Source organism: Micromonospora sp. WMMD714 (assembly GCF_029581315.1).
GTDB lineage: Bacteria > Actinomycetota > Actinomycetes > Mycobacteriales > Micromonosporaceae > Micromonospora > Micromonospora rifamycinica.
In genome coordinates this window covers 5,924,415-5,942,520 of sequence record NZ_CP120744.1, presented here as the reverse complement: position 1 = coordinate 5,942,520, position 18,106 = coordinate 5,924,415, and the positions used below count along the sequence as shown (strand labels likewise).

Below are 18,106 nucleotides of genomic sequence, written 5' to 3'. Positions count from 1 at the left end.
CGTCCACCGGTGCCCGCCGCCCCCGCGAGCGGGGCGGTCGGCGATGACGTCACCGGGCCTGACCAACCGCAGCATGACGGTGCGTCCGCTGGACATCGACGGTGCCTTCCTGATCTCCTCCCGGTCGTTCGTCGACGACCGGGGGGTGTTCTTCGAGGCGTACCGCGAGGACGTGCTGGCCGAGGTGCTCGGGTACCCGCCGAAGCTCGTCCAGACCAACTACTCGGTCTCCCACCGCAACGTGCTGCGCGGCGTGCACGGGGCGTCCGTCCCCCCGGGCCTGGCGAAGTTCGTCACCTGCGTCCGGGGCTCGATGCTCGACTTCGTCGTCGACCTGAGGACCGGCTCACCCACCTTCGGCACCTGGGACATGATCGTCCTGGACGGGCGCGGGTCCACCTCGGTCTACGTGGAGGAGGGGCTCGGGCACGCCTTCGTCGCGCTCGACGACGACACCTGCGTCCAGTACCACCTCTCCGAGCTGTACCGGCCGCAGGAGGTGGTCACGGTGCACCCGCTGGATCCCGAGATCGGCCTGCCGCTGCGGCTGCCCGGCCCGCCGGTGCTGTCCGACCGGGACGCCGCGGCCCCCTCGCTGCGGGAGTCCGTCGAACAGGGCCTGTTGCCGAGCTACGACGCGTGCCTGGCGCTGCGCAAGGCCCGCATCCACGCCGCCCCCGTCCCCGGGCTGCCCGTCGGGTCGTGACCTGCGGCCGGGCCGGTCGGGTCGTGACCTGCGGTCGGGCCGGGCCGACCGGGCCGGGGCACGGCCGTGCCGTCCCGCCCCGACCAGCCGGGGCAGGGCCACCCCGCCGTCGCCGCGCGAGCCGGTCCCGGATCCGACGCCGTGGCGGGTGGCCGGAGAGCCACCCGCCACGTTCCGTCACGCGAGCGGTCAGCCCACGCTCTCGTTGAGCCGGACCAGCGACGTCCGCAGCGCCTGGCCGAGGTGGTCCAGGTCGGCCTCGGTGGCGTTCAGCGGCGGGGCCACCAGCAGACCCTCGCCGCTGCCGTCGCGGCGGTACCCGACGAACGGGTACAGCAACAGCCCGTTGCTCCGGGTGATCCGCAGGGCCTCGCCGACGGTGCCCCGGGCCAACTCGATGCCGTGGAAGAAGCCGACCCCCCGGACGTCGGTCACCACCGGCAGATCCCGCGTCACCTCGGTCACGATCCGGGTCACGGCCGCGCCGCGGACCTGGTCGCGGTCGAGGGCGCCGATCTCGTCGAGCACCGACAGCACCGCGAGCCCGACCCGGGCCTGCAGCGGCGTCGCCGACATCGTACCCATCAGCGGCAGCCACGCGCCGCTGGACAGGATGCTCTCGGCCAGGTCCGGCGAGATCATCGTGGCGGCCAGCGGGACGAAGCCCGCCCCGAGCCCCTTGGACAGGGTGACGATGTCCGCCTGCGCCTGCTCCGCCTGCTGCGCGTGGTGCGAGGCCAGGGGGAGACCGGTACGTCCCAGCCCGGTGAGCACCTCGTCGTGGATGAGCAGGACGCCGTACTCGTCGCAGACCTCGCGGAGCGCCCGCAGGTATCCCGGCGGCGGGGTGTAGCCGCCCCCGGTCGTGCCGTTGACGGGTTCCAACAGCACCGCCGCGACGGTGTCCGGGCCGGCGTCGACGATGGCGTCACGCACGGCCCGTACGCACTCGGTCCGGCAGGTCGGGAACGGGCAGCCGAGGTGCTGTCCGGGGTACGGCGGGTCGAACGCCGGCCCGATGCCGAAGCTGTCGTCCTCGTGCGGTCGCCGGGAACGGTGACCGGACAACGCGAGCACGAACGCGCTGTTGCCGTGGTAGCCGAGCGACGCGGTCAGCACCTTGTGGCGGTTCTTCTCACCCCGCGACCGTTGGGCCAGCCTGGCCAGCGCGATGGCGGACTCCGACGCGTGGGTGCCGGTGGGGGTGAACATGACGCGGTCGTGGGGCCGGTGCACCGCCCGTGCCGTGGCGACCGCCAGCTGCTCCATGCCGCTGGCCAACAGCGACCCCGGGCTGGCGTACGTGCAGATGCCCACCTGGTCCCGCATCGCCTCGACCACCGTGGGATGGGCGTGGCCGATGTTGACGTTGATGATCCCGCTGGACGCGTCGAGGTAACGCTCCCCGTTCGAGGCGAAGATCCAGGATCCAGCGGCGTGGCTGTACGAGATGGGGGGGATCTGCAACCGCGCGGCCAGCAGCTGCGGCGCGTGCGCAGTGTCACTCATCGTTCCCCACCTCGACCACACTGTCACGGACGCTGACCAGCTGCATGCAGAACTCCTGCCGTGTCGGTGCGGGCCGGCCCCGCGATCGGGACAGAGCTGTTGCGGTACGGGCCACCCGGGACGGTGCCGGCGCCGTCCCGGTCCGCCGTGGTCAGCGGCGGCTCATGACGACCTCTCCAGCGGGCCGGTGGCCGCCGGGTCGGGGGTGTGGTCGACGTGGCGTCTCGCCCGGGTGCCGATCTCCTCGACGAGGACCGCCTGGCGCAGCACGTCGCGGTCGTCGGGAAGCTGCCCGGACCGGACGGCCGTGGCGAACGCGCGCACCGCGTTGGTCACCTGGTCGTCGGGCTCCAGGCGGAACTCCTGCACCCCGGAGTGCCGCTCCAGGCGCAGCACCGGGACGTGGTCGGCGGGCGGACTGTAGGCGTGCTCGACGACGATCCGCCCCTCGCTGCCCCAGAGCTGGTAACTGGAGCGGTAGAGGTTGTCGAGGCCGAAGGCGAGCTGTGCCCCCACCCCGTCGTCGGTGTCCAGCAGCGCCTGCCCGCAGGAGTCGACGAGCTGGCCGTGGCGGGAGGTCAGCACCGCCGAGAGGACGTCGAGTCGGCGGTCGCCCAGGAAGGACAGGGCCGCGCGTACCGGATAGACCCCGGTGTCCAGCAGCGCGCCGCCGCCGAGTTCGGGCTGGTGGCGGACGTCGTCGGCGGGACGCCTCGGCACCCCGAACGCGGCGTGGAAGGACCGCAGCGAGCCGATCGCCCCGTCGGCGACGTACTGCCGGACCACCGCGTGCTGGCTGTGGTGGAGGAACATCATGTTCTCCATCAGCACCAGCCGCCGGGCCCGGGCCAGGGCGAGCAGCTCACCGGTGCGGGCCGCGCTGGTGGTCAGCGGCTTCTCGGCGAGCACGTGCCGGCCGGTGGCCAGGGCGGCCTCGATCCAGGGGGCGTGCAGGGCGTTGGGCAACGGGACGTAGACGGCCTCGACCTCGTCGAGGTCCAGCAGCGACCGGTAGCCGGCGACCGCCCGACAGCCGTAGCTCCGGGCCAGCTCGGCCGCCTGGCCCGGATCCCGGCTGGCGATCGCCGTGATCTCGACGGCGGGAAGGGCGGCCATGGCGGGCAGCACCCGGCGACGGGCGATGCTCGCGCACCCCATGATCCCGATCCGTACGGGCGTCACCAGCTCTCCTTCCCCGGTGGTGCGGCAGGTCGGCAGCGCTCGCGGCGGGCCGTCGACCCCGACGGCCCGCCGGGCCGTCGCGGGACGCCCGGCACCGGACCGGCGCGGCGGGCTACGGGTCGTCCTCCCGGCGCGGTCCTCTGGGAGAGTAGGGCCGCCGTGCCACCGCGGGCATCCCCCGGTCTGATAGCCGGCGCGGGGCGCGACCACGGCGGCGCCATCAGACCGAGGGATGCCCCGCCGGTCATGTCTGTCCTAGCGTCGTGCACAGCCACGCGCGCACCCCGTCGGCCCGCCGCGCCCGGTACCTGAGGACAGGCCGGAACCGTCGTGGGGTGGGCCTCACCGCCAGTCGCCGGTTCCGGGTCGGCCGACCCCGGCGTACGGGCACGACCTCAGGGGGAACCGGTGATTGACAGCTCTGGTGCGAGGCAGGCGGTCCTGGAGGCGGAGCGGGTCGAGCGGGCCACCGCCTCGGCGGAGGACGCGGTCATGTCCATGGCGGACTTCCACTCCTGGTTCAACGCGCGTACCCGGGCGAACACCTTCCAGGTGGACCGGATCCCGTTCGCGGAGCTGTCCGGGTGGGACTTCGATCCGGACACCGGCAACCTCGTCCACGCCAGCGGGCGGTTCTTCTCGATCGAGGGGCTGCGGGTCCGGACCAACCGGCCCTGGATGGGCGAGTGGTCGCAGCCGATCATCGTGCAGCCGGAGATCGGGGTGCTCGGCATCCTCGTCAAGCGCTTCGACGGCGTCCTGCACTGCCTCATGCAGGCGAAGATGGAGCCGGGCAACATCAACGGGCTGCAGCTCTCGCCGACCGTGCAGGCCACCCGCAGCAACTACATGAAGGTCCACGGCGGCGCGGACACGAAGTACCTGGAGTACTTCCGGCCGGAGTCCCGGGGTCGGGTGCTCTTCGACGGGTTGCAGTCCGAGCAGGGGTCCTGGTTCCTGCACAAGCGCAACCGCAACATCGTCGTCGAGACCGAGGACGACGTCCCGCTGGACGAGAACTTCTGCTGGCTCACCCTCGGCCAGATCCGCCGCCTGCTGCTCCTGGACCACATGATCAACATGGATTCCCGGACCGTCCTGGCCTGCATCCCGCCCGCGTTGACCGGGCCGCAGGGTCAGGAGGCCGGCGACGACCCGTTCACCCGCGCGTTCCTGCGTTCGTTGTCCGACCACGGCAGCGCCGTGCACGGCTCGGGGCGGATCCTCAGCTGGCTGACCGAGCTGCGGTCCCGGCAGGAGCTGGTGCAACGGCGGGTCTCCCTGCGGCAGGTCACCGCGGACGGCTGGCGGCTGGGCAGCGACGTCATCGACCACCGCGACGGCAAGTACTTCGACGTCGTGGCGGTGGCCGTGCAGGCGAGCAACCGCGAGGTCGCCGCGTGGACCCAGCCGCTGGTGGCGCCCAAGCAGGCCGGTCTGCTCGCCCTGTTGGTCAAGCGGATCGGCGGTACGCTGCACGCGCTGGTCCAGGCGCGCAGCGACGCCGGCATGCTCAACGTCGCCGAGCTGACCGCCACCGTGCACTGCCAGCCGGGCAACTACGTGGACGTGCCGGCGGAGCACCGCCCCCGCTACCTGGACTACGTGCTGGCCGCGCCCACCTCCCGGGTCCGGCTGGACGTGCTGCACTCCGAGGAGGGTGGCCGCTTCTACCACGCGCAGAACCGCTACCTGGTGATCGAGGTCGAGCCCGACCTGGCCGAGCCCGACGACCGGTACCTGTGGGTCACGCTGCACCAGCTCACCTCGCTGCTGCCGCACAGCAACTACCTGACGGTGGAGCTGCGCAGCCTGATGGCGAGCATGCGCTGTCTCGCGCAGCGGCTGTGAACGCCGCCGCCGACGCCGGGTGACCGGCTGCCGGTGGACGTTCGGCACCGTCGTGTCGGCTCGGGCGGTGGCCGCCGGCACCGTCGTGTCGGCGGCTCGGCCGGGCTCCGTTCGGTCGGGGGCGGCCAGTGCGGCGGGTCAGCCGGTGCGCAGCGGCGCACCGGCCGCCGCGGTCGCGGACAGCTGGTGGCGCAGGTCGTCCACCAGGTCCCGGACGCCGGCCGGGTCCTTCGCCGCCCCGAAGACGTGGTAGTCGGGCCGGACCAGCAGGTACGACGCCCCGAAGCCGGCCAGGTATGGCCGGTAGACGTCGTCCACGTCCACCACCCCGTCCTGCGGTGCGCCCTCGGGAGGCAGCAGCCGGACCAGGTGGGTGTCGAGTCCGGCGAGGAAGGCCAGCCGGTCCCCGTCGAGCGCGGCCCGGGGATCCGCGGTGGCCAGCAGCACGAAGCCCCGGCCGACGACGTCGTCGAACAGGCCGGTGGCGTCGCCGTGCGTGACCCGTCCCTGCGGCACGACCGCGCCCGCCGGTGGCTCGGCCCCGTCCGCTCCGGGCCGCCGGTGCAGCAGTCCGGCGGTGAGGGGCTTCGCGGGTTCCGGTCGGCCCGCCGGGCGGCCACGACGGTTCGCCAGCACGGTGGCGTCCCGCTCGGCGGCGGCCGCCGGGTCGGTCACGCAGATCACCCGGCCCAGCTGGACCGACGCCAGGATCGCGTCCCTGACCTGCGTACGCCGCTCCTCGGTGTAACTGTCCAGCAGGGACTCGGCCGCCACGCCCCGGAGGACGAGGTCGAGTTTCCAGGTCAGATTGACCACGTCCCGGATGCCGGAGCACATGCCCTGCCCGGCGAAGGGCGGCATCAGGTGGGCCGCGTCGCCGGCCAGCAGGACGTGACCCACCCGCCACTGCTCGGCCCACCGGGCCTGGAAGATGTACGTGGTGCTCCGCAGCAGGTCGGCGTTGCCGGGGTCGACGCCGTACGGCGCCAGCAGCCGCCAGGCCGTCTCGGTCTCGTTCAGCTCGGCCGCGCTCTCACCGGGCAGCCGCATGAACTCCCAGCGCCGTCGCCCGGGGCCGCTGCCCACCTGGGTGGTGGGCCGGGCCGGATCGCAGATCTGCACGTTGGTGGGGACGAACTCCCGGGGCTCGCGGAGCTGGACGTCGCAGAGCAGCCACTCGTACGAGAAGCCCAGGTCGGTGACGGCGACGTCGAGATGGTGGCGGACGAAGCTGTTGGCGCCGTCGCAGCCCACCACCCAGCGGGCGGAGAGCACCGAGGTCGCCCCGTCGTCGTCGGTGGTGCGTACCTGCACCTGCCGGTCGCCGTCGGTGATGCCCACGACCTCGTGTCCCCGCAGCACCGTCACGCCGGGCAGCGACGCCACCCGGGCGGCGACGAGTTCCTCGAGTGCGGGCTGGTGCATGGTGTTCGCGTCCGGCCAGCCGTACGGGCCGGACGTGGTGAACACGATGTCCAGCAGCGTCTCGCCGGTGGCGGTGCGCCACTGGTAGCCGCTGGCCGGCGCCGTGATCCGGCCGAGTTCCGGGCCGATCCCGGTGCCGGCGAGCAGCCGGGCGGTTTCGCCGTCGAAGCTGGTCGCCCGGGGGAGCCGGTACGGCCGGGGTCGGCGTTCGAGCACCGTCACCCGCCAGCCGCGCTGCGCCAGCAGCACCGACAGGGCGGCGCCGATCGGCCCGTTGCCCACGATGACGACATCCGCGTCGGTCAAGGAAACCTCACAGGTCGGCGCTGTACGCATGGTCGGGGGAGACGCACGGTCGGGGGGCTCGTCACGCGACGGTGGGGCTGCTGCCCAGCAGCTCGCGGCGTAGCACCGCCAGCACGTCCGCGCTGCGGTCGACGAGGAAGAAGTGGCCCCCCGGGAAGACCTTGAGCTCCGTCGGCCCGGTGGTGTGCTCCGCCCAGGCACCCGCCTCGTCGAGGGACACCCGGGGGTCGCGGTCGCCGGTGAGCACGGTCACCGGGCAGTCGAGCCTTTGGCCCGGATCGTGCCGGTACGTCTCGACGGCCTGGTAGTCGCTGCGGATGGCCGGCAGGATCATCGCCAGCACCTCCGGGTCGGCGAGCATGGTCGCGTCGGTGCCGCTCAGGGTCCGCAGCTCGGACACGATCCGGTCGTCCGGCAGGTGGTGCACCCCCTCGTCCCGGTAGCGGGACGGTGCCCGTCGACCGGAGGCGAACAGGTGCGTCGGCGCCGGCAGGCCGGCGTCGCGCATCCGCAGCGCCACCTCGTAGCCGAGGATCGCGCCCATGCTGTGTCCGAACAGCGCCAGGGGACGGTCGTCCAGGTGGCGTAGGGCGTCGAGGATCCGGTCCGCCAGCTCGGCGATGCTGCCGAGGGCGGCCTCGTGGCGGCGGTCCTGACGGCCCGGGTACTGGATCGCCAGGACCTCCACCGTGGGAGCGAGCGCCCTGGACACCGGGTGGAAGAAGCTCGCCGAGCCGCCGGCGTGGGGCAGGCACACCAACCGGGCGGCACACTCCGGTGCCGGATGGAACCGACGCACCCACTTCTCGACCTGCTCCGCAGACTGAGGCACTGCCGTGGTCCTTTCCGAGGGTCGCGGCCACTGCCGGTGAGGACCGGCGGGCCGGCACGTCGGCGGTGGCGGCCGGTGCTCCGTCCGCCGGATCCCGGCACCGGTGCGGCCCTTCGGAGGGTACGACCGGCGCGCGGCGGTGGGCATCCCCAGATCTGATAGGGCGGTGCGCGGCCGTACCGACAGCTGTGCTATCAGGTCGAGGGATGCCGGTCGATCGGTTCTGTTCTAGCGTGGAATTGCCACGTGGGTAGCGGCGGATCGAGAGGTGGTCGGGGTGCGGGGCAGTGTTCCGTCGCGGCGGCCACCACCACGGTCCGCCGGGGTGCCGGGTGGCAGGACGACAGCGCAGGCGCTGCGGGGCAGGGATGCCGCGTCTGCCGGAGGCAGGTTTGCCGGTCCGGTCCCGAACTGAGAGGTGCTCCTTGAGTGTCATGCTTCTCCTCAACGGTCCCAACCTGGGTGCGTTGGGCCACCGGGAGCCGGAGATCTACGGCACCGACACCCTCGCCGACATCGAGAAGGCGGTCGCCGAGGAGGTGGGTTCCCGTGGCTGGGAGGTCGTCTCGGTCCAGCGTGACGGGGAGGGCGACCTGGTCGGGGCGATCCACCAGTACCGCGACTCGACGGTCGGAGCCATCGTCAACCCGGGGGCGTTGATGATCGCCGGATGGAGCCTGCGGGACGCCCTGGTCAGCTATGCCAAGCCGTGGATCGAGGTGCATCTGAGCAACGTGTGGGCACGCGAGCGGTTCCGGCACGAGTCGGTGATCGCGCCGCTGGCCAGCGGGGTGGTGGTGGGACTCGGGGCCTACGGTTACCGGCTGGCCGCCCGGGCGTTGTTGCACCTCGCCGCGTGACCGTGGCGGGGGGTCGACCGGGTAGCCGCGCTGCCGTCGCGACGACCGTCGTCCGGTGACGGTGTGTGCGTTCCGGGGCGGGCCGGCGGGACGCCGCCCGGTGGTGTCGAACGCCGGTGGAGTGCGGATACCGGGGCGCTTTTCCGGACCATGACGCGGCTCACCTGGGGTACACAGGCGTATACCTTCACGCCAAGCTCGGCAGTCTTTGCCGGCGGGTGTACTTCAATCGACACGAGCCTATATCCAGATCGTAATTATGTCGATGCGTCAGACCAATTGATCAGTGTGCGGAGCGGTGGCCAGAGGAAATGTCCGTCTTTGGCGAACTGGCAATCTGCCCTGGACGCGGGGCCTCGGCGGTAGTACTGTCGGTGACGGGTTAGCTGCCCGTGGTAATTGTCAAGAGGGCAACTATCTGAGAATCAAGAACCACTGGGGAGGGTTCCTTGTCGTCTTTGCTGACGTCGGTGCCTGCCGGCGTGGAGATTCCCGGTGACCGCAACCGCTACGCAGCGCGGGCGCCATTTCCCCAAAATCCTTTCGTGGGATTCCGGGATGAGCTCGTGTCCCCGTCCTGTGCGACCGCCCGCCTTTTCCGTCGTTCCGCGTTGTGGTGGTATGGCGGTCGGCTCGACGCGGGATTGCACTATGCCACGGAAGCTGTCGACGTCGAGTGTGAAGAAGGTCACGAGTTCTGTCGGCTGGCCCCCTATTGGCGCGTCGCGTTGTTGACGAAGTCCAGGGATCTCGATGCCGGCTGGCGGGTGGTCAACGCGCTCGACGGGCGTCGCGAGGAATCGGACTCACCGCTCGTCACCGCGACGTCCCTCGTCATCCGGGGCGAGCTGCTGTTCGCCATGGGGTGCGTCGACGACGGTCTCGCCGACGTGACCGAGGGGCTGCGCATCGCGGAGCAGTGCGAGGCCCGCTCCCTGCTGCCCACCGGTTACGTGGTGCTGGCGCTGGCCGCGCTCCGCCGGGCGGACATGCGAACGTGTCTCACCTATGTCGACAAACTGACCGGCGAGGCCCTGCTGGGCTATTTCGGGCAGGCGGCGGGAGCGTGGGTGACCGCCCAGGCGGCCGAGGCCCGGGGCGGGGTGGACCGGGCCTCCGGTCTCATCGCCGGAATAGTCACCAGCCATCTCGTTCTCCGTCAGCTCCTGGTCTCCGAGCCGGCGGCGGCGTCCTGGCTGGTTCGCGCCTCCCGCAAGTTGGGCGCCGACGACCTCGCCGAAGCCGCCGCGGCGGCGGCCTCCGCCGCGTCCGCCGCGCATCCGGGCTTCGACGTCATCCGCGCGGCGGCGTTGCACTCCGCCGGTCTGCTGGAGGAGGACTCCGGCAAGCTGCTCGAGGCGGCGAACCTCTATCCCGACCGGTGGTGCGGGGCGTCCGCCCGGGAGGACCTGGCCGGGCTGCTGGCCAAGCGGCGGTCCGAACGGAGCAACACGATCCGCATCTTCGAGGCGGCGCTGGTCGCGTACACCGCGGTCGGTGCCGCCCGTGATGCCTCACGGGTCGCCAACAAACTCCGCGATTTCGGTGTGCGGCGTGGTGTGAGCCGAACCGTGGAGTGTGCGGGGGAACTGCCGCACGGACTCACCAACACCGAGTTCGCCGTCGCCGAACTCGTCAGCCAGGGGCACACCAACAACGAAGTCGGCCGGCAGTTGTTCATCTCTCGGCACACGGTGGCTTTTCATCTCAAGAAGGTCTACCAGAAGATGAGCCTGACCTCGCGTGTCGAATTGGCGGCCAGCTGGAAGGCAATGCAGTTGCGGCACGGATCGTAAGATTGGGGAATACGATGGTTGAGGGGAACTGGTGAAGAAGCCGACGCCGGACGAGATTGGCCATGGCTACGACGCGTTCGCGGATCTGCTCGACCGGCTCTGGGGCGAGAATCTGCACCACGGATACTGGAACGACGCGTCCGAGGACGTATCGGTGGACGAAGCCGCCGACCGGCTGACCGACCGGCTGGCCGGTCTGCTGACCATCGAACCGGGTGATCGCCTGCTCGATCTCGGTTGTGGGATCGGCGAGCCGGCGATGAGGCTGGCCGCGGCCCACAAGATCGAGGTCGTCGGCGTGTCGATCAGCCGGCGGCAGGTGGAGCGGGCGAACGACCGCGCGGTGGCCGCCGGGCTGGCCGACCGGCTGTCCTTCCAGCTGGCCGACGCGATGGACCTGCCGTTCCCGGACAGCTCCTTCGACCTCGTCTGGGCGCTGGAGTCGCTGCACCACATGCCGGACCGGGGGCACGTCCTGGCGCAGGCGGCCCGGGTGCTGCGGCCCGGCGGACGGGTGGCGATCGGTGACTTCATCCTGCTGCCGAGCGCCGACGGCTACGAGGCGGGCGCCGCCCGCGTCGCCGAGGCCAGCAAGGGCGTGCTGTCGGTCATCAGCATCGACGACTACCGGTCCCTCATCCGGGCCGCCGGGCTCGAACCCGGCCCCACCGAGGACGTCAGCCGGTACACCCGGCCCTCCTGGGACAAGGCGGCCGAGCGGTTCGCCGCCCTGCGGGAACAGGCGGTGCCACACATCGGGGCGGAGCAGTTCGATCTCACGCTTTCCCGGTTCCACGCCTTCAGCGCGGAGCCGTCGCTGGGGTACGCCCTCCTCACCGCCCGCAAACCCGCCTGACGTCCCGACCGGCTGGTGGTGCGTGCCGCCGGTCGCGGACCGGCGGGTGACGACCAGCCCGCACACCAGGTGAACACCGCATTGACCAGGCAGTAGGGAAAGCATGGCGCTTTCCTTCGGAATCGACATCGTGCAGGTGGGAGCATGCAACTTACCGAAGAAGCGACATTACGCAGCCTGTTCGGCAGGATGGTGGGAGACGAGAAGCACGGATGGGCGGCGGCGTCGACGCTGCACACCATCTGGGTCCTCTACGACCGGGTGCTCAACGTCTCGCCCGAGAACATCGACGACCCGGACCGGGACCGGTTCTACCTCTCCAAGGGCCACGGACCGATGGCCCTCTACGCGATGCTCGCCGCGAAGGGCTTCATCGCCCCGGAGACCCTGGACACCTGGGCGCAGCTCGGTTCGCCGCTCGGCCTGCACCCGGACCGGACGCTGGTACCCGGCGTGGAGATCAGCAGCGGCTCACTCGGGCACGGGCTTCCGCTGGCCGTGGGCACCGCCCTCGCGCTGCGCGCCGAGGGTCGGCAGGCCCGCGTGGTGGTGCTGATGGGCGACGGCGAGTTCGACGAGGGCAGCAACCACGAGGCGATCGCGATCGCGAGCCGTCTCGGGCTGGACCGCATCACCGCCATCGTGATCGACAACCGGTCGGCGAGCCTCGGCTGGCCGGACGGCATCGCCCGGCGCTTCGAGGTGGAGGGCTGGCGGGCGGCCACCGTGGACGGACGTGACAACGACGAGTTGTACCGGGCGCTGACCCAGGAACCCGACGGACGGCCGCAGGCCGTGGTCGCGGAGATCCGCCCGAACCGGGAAGGGAGCGCGGCATGACCATCCAGGTGGACCGGAAGTTGATGCGGTCCGTCTTCGTCGACACCGTGATCGAGTCGCTGGCGACCGATCCCAAGCTGGTCCTGCTGACCGCGGACATCTCGTCCTGGTCGTTCGACGAGGCCCGGGTCACCTACCCCGACCGGGTGATCAACGTGGGCATCCGCGAGCAGGCGATGATCGGAATGGCCGGCGGCCTGGCGCTCAACGGCTTCCGGCCGGTGGCGCACACCTACACGCCGTTCCTGGTGGAGCGGCCGTTCGAGCAGATCAAGCTCGACCTCGGGCACCAGGACGTCGGCGCGGTGCTGGTCAGCATCGGCGGCTCCTACGACGACCTGCCGCGCGGCCGGACCCACCAGGCCCCGGGCGACGTCGCGCTGTTCGACACGTTGCCCGGCTGGACCGTGCACGTGCCGGGGCACGAGGACGAGGCCGAGAAGCTGATCCGGGACGCGATCACCGGCGACGGGCGGGTCTACGTGCGGCTGTCCGACAAGGCCAACGCCGAGGCCGCGCCGGTGCTGGACGGCTTCACCGTCCTGCGGCAGGGCAGCGCCGGTGTGGTGGTCGCCGTCGGGCCGGTCTGCGACGACGTGCTCGCCGCGACCGCCACGGCGGACGTGACGGTGCTGTACGCCTCCACCATCCGGCCGTTCGACCACGCCGGCCTGCGGGCCGCGGTGGCCGGCGCCCAGCCCAACGTGGTGGTGGTCGAGCCGTACCTGCGGGGGACCTCCGCGCACGAGGTGGCCGAGGCGCTCGGCGACGTACCCCACCGGTTGCGGTCGCACGGGGTGCGGCGGGACGAGGAGGTCCGCGCCTACGGCCGGGCGACGGACCACGACCGGCTGCACGGCCTCGATGCCGCGAGCCTGGCCGAGTCGATCGGCGAGTTCCTCCGCTAGGCCGGACGTCGCCCACGGCGGACGCCGGCTCCCGGGCCGGCGTCCCCGCCGGGCGCTGTGTGCCCCGGGCCGGCGTCCCCGCCGGGCGCTGTGTGCCCCGGGCCGGCGTCCCCGCCGGGCGCTGTGTGCCCCGGGCCGGCGTCCCCGCCGGGCGCTGTGTGCCCCGGGCCGGCGTTCGCGTCGGGCGCTGTGTGCCCCGGGCCGGCGTCCGCGTCGGGCGCTGCGTGCCGGGCCGGCCGGGGCGCGTCCGTCGCGCCCGGGCCGACACGACGTCGACGAGACACGCGCCGTGGTGGTGGCGCCACCGGGTCCGACCCGGAGGCGATGGCCATTACCATGGGTGCTGCACCGGGCGGCCAGGCCCTCCCGGTGTCCATGTTCTGGTGGTTCCTGTTCTGTGGGGTGGTGGTCGCGGTGGCGGTCGGAACGATTCTCAGCTTCGACGACGTGAAGGGTTACGGCTTCATCAGGCCGGAGGGCGGTGGTGAGGACGTCTTCGTACACGCGAACGACTTCGGTGACCAACGGCCGTCCGTGTCGGCGGGCATGCGCGTGGAGTTCGACTCGGTGGAGGGCAACCGCGGCGTCAAGGCGTTGTACGCGCGTCTGCTCAATCCCGGCGCGGGAGCGCCGGTGCGGTCGGTGACGGCGTCCGGCTCGACCTCCTCGACGAGGGTGGCGGCCGACGACCGGGGCGAGGACGACGAGTGCGACGTCCTGACCCCGGCCGCCTTCCGCGCCGCCATCACCGATCTGCTGGTGGAGCAGGTCCCGACGCTGACCGGCGGGCAGATCGGCCAGATCCGGCAGCACCTCGCGCAGTTCGCCCGCTCGCACGGGTGGATCGAGGACTGACCTGCCCGGCGTCACCCTGGGTCCACGGCGTGGACCCAGGGTGACGCCGGCTAGGCCGCGCGGCAGGGCCGAGGCCGGCCGCTCTCGCCGTCCTGCCAGGCCTTCACCATCGTCCGCCCGGCGGCCCGGGACGGCCGGCGGCGCACCTGGCCACCAGCCCGTGACGGGAGGCCGGGGACGGCCGGCGGCGCATCCCGCCTCCGGGCGTGACGGGAAGCGCGGGTCGTTTCGTCGATACTTGACGTCATCGATGTCAGCGATAACGTACGGGGGTCAGTGTCGCCCTGCCGCCCGCCCCGAGGTGACCCGTTGAAGCGTCGTACCCTGCTCTCCGCCACCGGCGCCGCCGTCGCCGGGGCGACCCTGTGGCGTCCCGGGGCCGCGTCCGCCGCCGCCGGTGACGGCTACGCCATGGCGTACTTCACCGAGTCGCCGAGCATGACCGCCGCCAGCTACGGCCTGCACCTCGCCGTCAGCACCGACGGCCTGAACTGGACCCCGCTGAACCAGAACCGGCCCGTCGCCACGCCGACGCTGGGCAGCCGGGGCCTGCGCGACCCGTTCATCCTGCGCCGGCAGAACGGCGGGTTCGTGGTGCTGGCGACCGACCTCAACGGCACCGACTGGAACTACCAGAGCCAGTACCTGCACGTCTGGGACTCCGCCGACCTGCGGACCTTCACCGGGTACCGGCTGCTGAAGGTGCACTCCCTCGCCACCCACGCCTGGGCGCCGGAGGCGTACTGGGACGCCGGCCGCGGCCAGTACGCGGTGGTCTACTCCGCGGTCACCGGCGGCCACAACGTGCTGATGGTGAACTACACCAGCGACTTCGTGACCGCCTCCGCCCCGCGGACGTTCTTCGACCCCGGTTACGACGCCATCGACGGCAGCTTCGTCAGCGTCGGCGGGGTCAACTACATGTACTTCAAGAACAACACCAACAGCACCCTGCTCGGCACCCGCTCCAGCACCCTCGACCCGGGCAGCTTCAGCGTCCACACCACGGCGATCGGCCCGGGTCGCGGGGTCGAGGCGCCGCAGATCGTCAAGTCCCACACCGCGAACACCTGGTACCTGTGGGGCGACACGTGGAGCCCGAACGGCAGGTTCTTCTGCTGGCAGACCACCAACGTGGCGGGCGGCTCGTGGAGCCTGCTCAACGACCGGTCGTACACCCAGCCGCTGAACTCGAAGCACCCGGGGATCATCCCGCTGACCGCGGCCGAGGTGACCGCGCTCACCGGCACCTGGGGCCTGCCCGCGTGGAACCGGGTGAAGTCGTACAACTTCCCGGACCGCTACCTGCGGCACGCCAACGGCGTCGGGCGTATCGACCCGTACCCCTTCGAGCCGTACCAGGACCAGTTGTGGACCCTGGTGCCGGGCCTGGCCGACCCGGCCGGGGTGTCGTTCCGCTCGGTGAACTACCCGGACCGGTACCTGCGCCATTACGACTACACGATCCGGCTGGCCGCGAACGACGGCACGAGCGCGTTCCGGGGTGACGCCACCTTCTACCGCACGGTCGGCCTCGCGGACGCCTCGTGGACGTCGTTCCGGTCGTACAACTACCCGGACCGGTACCTGCGCCACTACGACTACCTGCTGCGCATCGACCCGATCGGCACCGGCTCCCCGGCCACCGACAGGCAGGACGCCACCTTCCGGATCGGATACTGACCGCACCGGTCCCGGCCCACCCGAAGGGACCGGTGCGGTCGGCCCTATCCTGGCGCGGTGCCGTACGCCGATCTCCGTTACGACCAGTGGAACGACCTGTCCGACGAGGCCGCCGGCCGGCTGGCCCGGGAGATCGCGGCCCGGCACGGGCTGAGCCCGGTGGGCCTGCGGGACACCAGCTACGCCGGACGCGCGCACCGGACGGCGCTGTTCGACCGGGACGGGCTGCGGTTCGCGCTGGTCCCCGGCGGCCGGCCGACGCTCGGCCACGACGCGGCCCGGTTCCACCCCGGCGCGGGTCAGCTCGCCAGCTACACCGACAGCGCCGAGGAGTACGGCCTGCCGTCGCTGACCGAGCACGTCGACGCGATGACCTCGCCGGTGCGCGTCGTGGACCTGCCGGCGATGCTGGTCGCGGTGGAGGCGTTCGTCCCCGACGAGCTGCCGCTGCCCCCCGACGACCCCCGGGTCCGCGAACTCGTCGCGGCCACCGGGATCCGCGGCGGCGGGGCCGCCACGGTGCGCTCGGCCGACGGGTTGACCGTCGAGCTGGACCCGGCCGGCCGGGTGCTGCGGGCCTGGGTGGTGGAGGAGGCCGACCACGACCAGGCGATGGCCGCCCTCGCCGCCCTCGGCCTGCGCACCGCCACCGCTGACGAATGGGAGTGGGCCTGCGGTGCCGGGGCGGACACCCTGTTCCGCTGGGGCGACGACAGCCCCGACGACGGTTACCCGGTCGAGCACCCGACCGGGGCGCACCGTACGGCGAACCTCTGGGGGCTGGCCATCGGCCAGGACCCCTACCGGTACGAGGTGACGACCGATCCGACCGTGGTCTGCGGCGGCGACGGCGGTGTCACCGCCTGCGGCGGCAGCGGCTACTTCCTGGGCTGGCTTCCCCTCGCGACCGCCTACCGCGACGAGGAGTTCGGCCGGTGGCTCGCCTCCGCCGACGGGTACGCCGACGAGATCCTCACCCGGCCCGTACTCGACCTGGGCTGACCGCGACCGAACGGCGGTCAGCCCTTCAGCGGGTACGGGACGAAGGTGCTGCGGTTCTCGTCCAGGTCGAGCCGGCCGCTGATCGGCGCGGCGGCCCGCTGCGGGCAGGTCAGCCGGTCACAGGTCTTGCAGCCGGGGCCGATCGGCGTGACGGCGTCGGTGGCGTACAGGTCGATCCCGGTGGCGTAGACCAGCCGGTCGGCGTGCCGGGTCTCGCAGCCCAGCCCGATCGCGTAGACCTTGCCCGGTTGGTTGTAGCCGCCGTGGTGCCGGGTGATGGTGCGGGCGATCCACAGGTAGCGCTGCCCGTCGGGCATCGCGGCGACCTGCACCACCACCCGGCCGGGCGCGCCGAACGCCTCGTAGACGTTCCACAGCGGACAGGTGCCGCCGGTGAGCGAGAACGGGAAGCCGGTGGCGGACTGGCGTTTGGACAGGTTGCCGGCCCGGTCGACCCGGACGAAGGAGAACGGCACCCCGCGCGCTCGGGGCCGTTGCAGGGTGCTGAGCCGGTGGCAGACCGTCTCCCAGCCCATGCTGAAGTGTTGGGTGAGCAGGTCGATGTCGTACCGACGCTGTTCCGCCGCCGCCAGGAACGGCTCGTAGGGCAGGATCAGCGCGGCGGCGAAGTAGTTGGCCAGGCCGACCCGGGTGAGGATCTGGGTCTGCGGGTCGTCGAAGCGTTCCTCCTCGACGATCTCGTCGATCACGTCGGCGTACTCCAGCAGGGCGATCTGGGCGGCCATCCGCATCGCCTCCTGCCCGGCCCGCAGCGAGGTCGACAGGTGCAGGGTGCGGGTCTGCGGGCGGTAGCGGTGCAGCTCGTCGCCGAGCAGGGTGGCGTCGTCGTGACGGACCTGTACCCCGTGCCGTCGGGCGAGCCGCTCCCGCAACCCGGACCGGATCTCGCCGCGGCGCAGCCCGACGGTGGTGGCCAGCCGTTCCGCCGCCTCGTCCAGGTCGGGCACGTAGTTCTGCCGCCGGTAGAAGAACTCGGTCACCCGGTCGTGCGGGCTGCGGCCGACCGTCTCCCGGTCGCCCAGCAGCTCGGCGAGCTGCTCGTCGGCCTGCCGGTAGCGGCGGTGCAGGTCGAGGACGGCCTCGGCGACCTCGGGCAGCCGGGTGGCCAGCTCGGTGAGGTCGGCGACGCCCGGCCGGCCGGGCAACGCCTCGCGCAGCCCGGCGACCAGTCGTGGGGTGTCCCGGGGGGCGAACACCGTCGGGTCGACGCCGAACACCTCGGTGATCCGCATCAGCACCGGCACGGTCAGCGGCCGGGTGTCGTGCTCGATCTGGTTGAGGTAGCTGGGCGAGATGTTGAGCAGCCGGGCCAGCCGGGACTGGCTCAGGGCGCGGTCCTCGCGCATCCGGCGCAGTCGGGCACCCGCGAAGGTCTTGCTCACCAGGCCCACCTCCCATCGCTCTTCCCGCAGCCCAGCGCGCCCTTGGCAGAGTGCGAATATACCTGTTCGCAACTTCGCAAAAGTGGGGGTGA

At 72.0% G+C, this 18,106-nt stretch carries 15 protein-coding genes; 10 read left to right on the top strand and 5 right to left on the bottom strand.

The window, feature by feature from the left end:
* The first annotated feature begins 73 nt into the window (after positions 1-73).
* Entirely contained in the window at positions 74-706 is a 633-nt protein-coding gene (locus O7625_RS25515; protein ID WP_067307281.1) for a dTDP-4-dehydrorhamnose 3,5-epimerase family protein, read from the top strand.
* A gap of 189 nt (positions 707-895) precedes the next feature.
* On the opposite strand, the gene O7625_RS25510 is transcribed toward O7625_RS25515, so the two are convergent.
* On the bottom strand, positions 896-2,215 hold the full coding sequence (locus tag O7625_RS25510; RefSeq protein WP_282342206.1) for an aspartate aminotransferase family protein: 1,320 nt from the start codon (positions 2,213-2,215) through the stop codon (positions 896-898).
* Between the two features lie 162 nt (positions 2,216-2,377).
* Positions 2,378-3,397 carry a Gfo/Idh/MocA family oxidoreductase gene (locus O7625_RS25505; RefSeq protein WP_282342203.1) on the bottom strand — a complete coding sequence of 340 codons (1,020 nt, stop codon included), beginning with the start codon at positions 3,395-3,397 and terminating at the stop codon, positions 2,378-2,380.
* Positions 3,398-3,805: 408 nt separating this feature from the next.
* Here O7625_RS25505 and O7625_RS25500 point away from each other — a divergent pair, with 408 nt between their 5' ends.
* Positions 3,806-5,248, top strand: a complete 1,443-nt coding sequence (locus O7625_RS25500; RefSeq protein ID WP_282342202.1) for an NDP-hexose 2,3-dehydratase family protein — start codon at positions 3,806-3,808, stop codon at positions 5,246-5,248.
* 138 nt (positions 5,249-5,386) lie between these two features.
* Here the strand turns inward: O7625_RS25500 and O7625_RS25495 are convergent, their stop codons facing one another.
* Positions 5,387-6,979, bottom strand: a complete 1,593-nt coding sequence (locus O7625_RS25495; protein WP_282342200.1) for a bifunctional 3-(3-hydroxy-phenyl)propionate/3-hydroxycinnamic acid hydroxylase — start codon at positions 6,977-6,979, stop codon at positions 5,387-5,389.
* A gap of 61 nt (positions 6,980-7,040) precedes the next feature.
* Positions 7,041-7,811, bottom strand: coding sequence for an alpha/beta fold hydrolase (locus O7625_RS25490; RefSeq protein ID WP_282342198.1), 771 nt, complete (start codon positions 7,809-7,811; stop codon positions 7,041-7,043).
* A 425-nt stretch (positions 7,812-8,236) separates the two neighbouring features.
* Here O7625_RS25490 and O7625_RS25485 point away from each other — a divergent pair, with 425 nt between their 5' ends.
* From O7625_RS25485 to O7625_RS25450, 8 genes are all read left to right on the top strand, one after another.
* Positions 8,237-8,671, top strand: a complete 435-nt coding sequence (locus O7625_RS25485) for a type II 3-dehydroquinate dehydratase (RefSeq protein WP_348773970.1) — start codon at positions 8,237-8,239, stop codon at positions 8,669-8,671.
* 644 nt (positions 8,672-9,315) lie between these two features.
* Positions 9,316-10,467 carry a LuxR C-terminal-related transcriptional regulator gene (locus O7625_RS25480; RefSeq protein WP_348774026.1) on the top strand — a complete coding sequence of 384 codons (1,152 nt, stop codon included), beginning with the start codon at positions 9,316-9,318 and terminating at the stop codon, positions 10,465-10,467.
* A gap of 31 nt (positions 10,468-10,498) precedes the next feature.
* Positions 10,499-11,323, top strand: a complete 825-nt coding sequence (locus O7625_RS25475) for a methyltransferase domain-containing protein (RefSeq protein WP_282342194.1) — start codon at positions 10,499-10,501, stop codon at positions 11,321-11,323.
* 189 nt (positions 11,324-11,512) lie between these two features.
* Positions 11,513-12,163: a thiamine pyrophosphate-dependent enzyme gene (locus O7625_RS25470; RefSeq protein ID WP_282342193.1), complete on the top strand. Its 651-nt coding sequence runs from the start codon at positions 11,513-11,515 to the stop codon at positions 12,161-12,163.
* Positions 12,160-13,071: a transketolase C-terminal domain-containing protein gene (locus O7625_RS25465; protein ID WP_282342191.1), complete on the top strand. Its 912-nt coding sequence runs from the start codon at positions 12,160-12,162 to the stop codon at positions 13,069-13,071. The genes O7625_RS25470 and O7625_RS25465 overlap by 4 nt, the downstream gene beginning before the upstream one ends.
* 414 nt (positions 13,072-13,485) lie before the next feature.
* Positions 13,486-13,926, top strand: a complete 441-nt coding sequence (locus tag O7625_RS25460) for a cold shock domain-containing protein (protein WP_282347086.1) — start codon at positions 13,486-13,488, stop codon at positions 13,924-13,926.
* 309 nt (positions 13,927-14,235) lie between these two features.
* Entirely contained in the window at positions 14,236-15,609 is a 1,374-nt protein-coding gene (locus O7625_RS25455; protein WP_282342189.1) for a glycoside hydrolase family 43 protein, read from the top strand.
* Between the two features lie 57 nt (positions 15,610-15,666).
* Positions 15,667-16,611, top strand: a complete 945-nt coding sequence (locus O7625_RS25450; protein ID WP_282342187.1) for a hypothetical protein — start codon at positions 15,667-15,669, stop codon at positions 16,609-16,611.
* Between the two features lie 17 nt (positions 16,612-16,628).
* Here O7625_RS25450 and O7625_RS25445 read toward each other — a convergent pair whose 3' ends face one another.
* Entirely contained in the window at positions 16,629-18,014 is a 1,386-nt protein-coding gene (locus tag O7625_RS25445) for a short-chain fatty acyl-CoA regulator family protein (protein WP_282342185.1), read from the bottom strand.
* Between the last annotated feature and the right edge of the window lie 92 nt (positions 18,015-18,106).